The organism is Methylobacterium sp. B1 (assembly GCF_000333255.1).
In the GTDB taxonomy this organism is placed as follows: Bacteria; Pseudomonadota; Alphaproteobacteria; order Rhizobiales; family Beijerinckiaceae; genus Methylobacterium; species Methylobacterium fujisawaense.
The window spans coordinates 1-2,483 of sequence record NZ_BACT01000761.1 but is presented as its reverse complement, the minus strand read 5'-3'; the positions used below and the strand labels follow the sequence as shown (position 1 = coordinate 2,483).

Sequence of the window (2,483 nt, the reverse complement as noted above, 5' to 3'; positions counted from 1 at the left end):
AAATCCCGTGCGGATGACCGGCTCGGGGGGCACGGCTCGCGCAGGAGATCGGGCTTGGCGCGCCGGGCCGCGACCGCCTCCTCCACCAACACGCGCCGGAACGACAGGCGCGCCCCGCCCCGGACCTGCGCCAGCCGCCCGAGATCCGGCCCGATGACCGTGGCGATCTTCGGGTAGCCGCCGGTGGATTGCCGATCGGCCATCAGGATGATCGGCAGGCCGTTGCCGGGGACCTGGATCGCCCCCATGGCGACGCCGTCGGAGACGATGTCGTGCCCCTTGGCGTGCTTGAGCGGCGTGCCGTCGACGAAGCAGGCCATCCGGTCGCCCCGCGGCGAGACCGTCCAGGGACCCGCCAGGAAGGCCTCGATCTGGTCGGGGGCGAAATAATCGTCCTGCGGGCCCAGCACCACCCGGATCACCCGGCCGTCGCGGTCGAGCCAGGGGGCGACGAGCCGCTGCGGCGCCCCGTCCAGGGTCCGGCCCTCGGCGACGGGCAGGCGGTCGCCCGCAGCGAGGCCGCGCCCGTCGAGGCCGCCGAGCCCCGAGCGGGTATGGGTCGCCGCCGATCCGAGGACCGGCGCCACGTCGAGCCGCCCAGCGACCGCCAGATAGCCCCAGGCGCCCGCATCGCCGGCCCGCACGACGAGCCTCTGGCCGGGTTCCAGGGTGAGCGCGACCGTATCGGGCAACGGCACCCCGTCCAGCGCGACGCGGAAACCCGGCGCGAGCAGGGTGATCCCGACGGGTCCGTCCTCCGCCGAGACGGTGACGCCGCCGGTGGAGATCTCGACGGCGGTGGCGTCGAGGGCGTTCGATGCCGCCCGGTTGGCGGCGGCGTGCATCAGCGGGTCCATGGGACCCGCGGCCGTGATGCCGTAGCGCAGGTAGCCGTGCCCGCCCCCGTCCCTGCAGGGTTACGCCGGGTCCGGCGGACTCGATGACGAGGGCGGGCATCAGTGGGGCTCCCCGCGCCGGGCCACCGGCTCGCCTGCCGCCTCCCGGGCTGTCAGGGCGTCGAAGGTCGCGGAATCCACTGGTTCGAAGCGGATCTGGTCACCTGCGGCGACGAAGAAGCTCGGGTCGCGCTCGGGCGCGTAGAGACGGGCCGGCGTCGCGCCGAGCACGTACCAGCCGGTCGGCATCGGCACGGTCGCCACCGCGGCGAGACCCCCGCCGATCATGACGGCGTTGCGCGGATGCGGCGGCCGCGGGCTCGCGCGCCGGGGCACCGCCAGGGCCTCCGGCAGGCCGCCGAGATAGGCGAAGCCCGGCGCGAAGCCGTACATGTAGACCCGGAACGTCGTGGCCGAATGGGTCGACACCACCGCCTCCGGCGACAGCCCGCTGCGCTCGGCGACCTGCGCGATGTCCTCGCCATGCGGAGAAGCGTAGCAGCAGGGCAGGGTCCACAGGGTCGGACTGGACGCGCGCGCGGTCGCGCCCGACACCAGCGCCCGGACCCGTTCGGCGAGCGTCGCGCGGTCGAGCACCAGCGGATCATAGTGCAGCATCAGGGAGCGGTAGGTCGGCACGCGCTCCCGCAGCCCCTCGGGCGGATCCGCCCCGAGGGCGTCGTCCAGCGCCAGGACCCGGTCGCTGATCGCCGGGTCGACCGTGCTGCCGAACTCGACCACGAGGGCCGCCTCGCCGGCGTCGAGAAGCCGGGGCTCCGCGACCGCGCTCACGGCCGGAACGGCGCCAGCGTGACGCCCGCGCCCTCCAGTAGGGTCCGCACCGCGCGGGCCGTGACGACGGCGTGGGCGGAATCGCCGTGGACGCAGATCGAGCGGATCGGCGTCGGCAGCGTCCGGCCGTCCGCCGTGAGGATCGCGCCCGCCTCGACCATGCGCAGGACCCGGTCGGCCGCCTCGCCGGCATCGGTGATCATCGCGCCGGGCTGGCTGCGCGGGATCAGGAGCCCGGTCGGCGTGTAGCCGCGATCGGCGAAGATCTCCTGATGCACGTCGAGGCCGCAGGCCTCGCCCGCCGGCACCTGGGCGGTCAGCGCGATGGCGAGCAGCGCGAGGTCGCGGTCCACGGCACGGACGGCCCGGGCGATGGCGTCGGCCACCGGCCGCTCCTCGGCGGCGACGTTGGCCAGCGCCCCGTGCGCCTTCACGTAGGTGATGCGGTGGCCGGCATAGGCGGCCAGCGCCTGGGCGGCGCCGATCTGGTAGGCGACGAGCCGCTCGATCTCGTCCGGGCTGAACGGCATCCGCCGCCGCCCGAAGCCCCAGAGGTCGGGGAAGCCCGGATGGGCGCCGACCGCGACGCCGCGCGCCTTCGCCAGCGCGAAGGTCCGGGCCATGATCTCGGGGTCGCCCGCATGGAGGCCGCAGGCGACGTTGGCCGAGGTGACGATCCCGAGGATCGCCGCGTCGTCGCCGCAGGCATAGGCGCCGTAGCCCTCGCCGAGGTCGGAATTCAGGTCCACGCTGGTCATCGCCGCCGCTCCGCGTGCCGATCGGGTCTCATAGGGC

General features: G+C 74.9%; 3 protein-coding genes. All 3 read right to left on the bottom strand.

The features are described from left to right. On the bottom strand, window positions 1–857 hold an 857-nt coding region (locus tag I53_RS22275; protein WP_374701357.1), incomplete at its 3' end, for a biotin-dependent carboxyltransferase family protein. A 99-nt stretch (window positions 858–956) separates the two neighbouring features. Next, a complete protein-coding gene (locus I53_RS22270) occupies window positions 957–1,688 on the bottom strand; it encodes an allophanate hydrolase subunit 1 (protein ID WP_043354799.1) in 732 nt (243 codons plus the stop codon). Then, entirely contained in the window at window positions 1,685–2,446 is a 762-nt protein-coding gene (locus I53_RS22265; RefSeq protein WP_043354797.1) for a 5-oxoprolinase subunit PxpA, read from the bottom strand. The genes I53_RS22270 and I53_RS22265 overlap by 4 nt, the downstream gene beginning before the upstream one ends. Window positions 2,447–2,483: the final 37 nt, after the last annotated feature.

Coding starts and splice junctions, on each gene's coding strand:
- I53_RS22265 (WP_043354797.1), bottom strand. CDS start 2,446: ATGACCAGCGTGGACCTGAATTCCGACCTCGGCGAGGGCTACGGCGCC.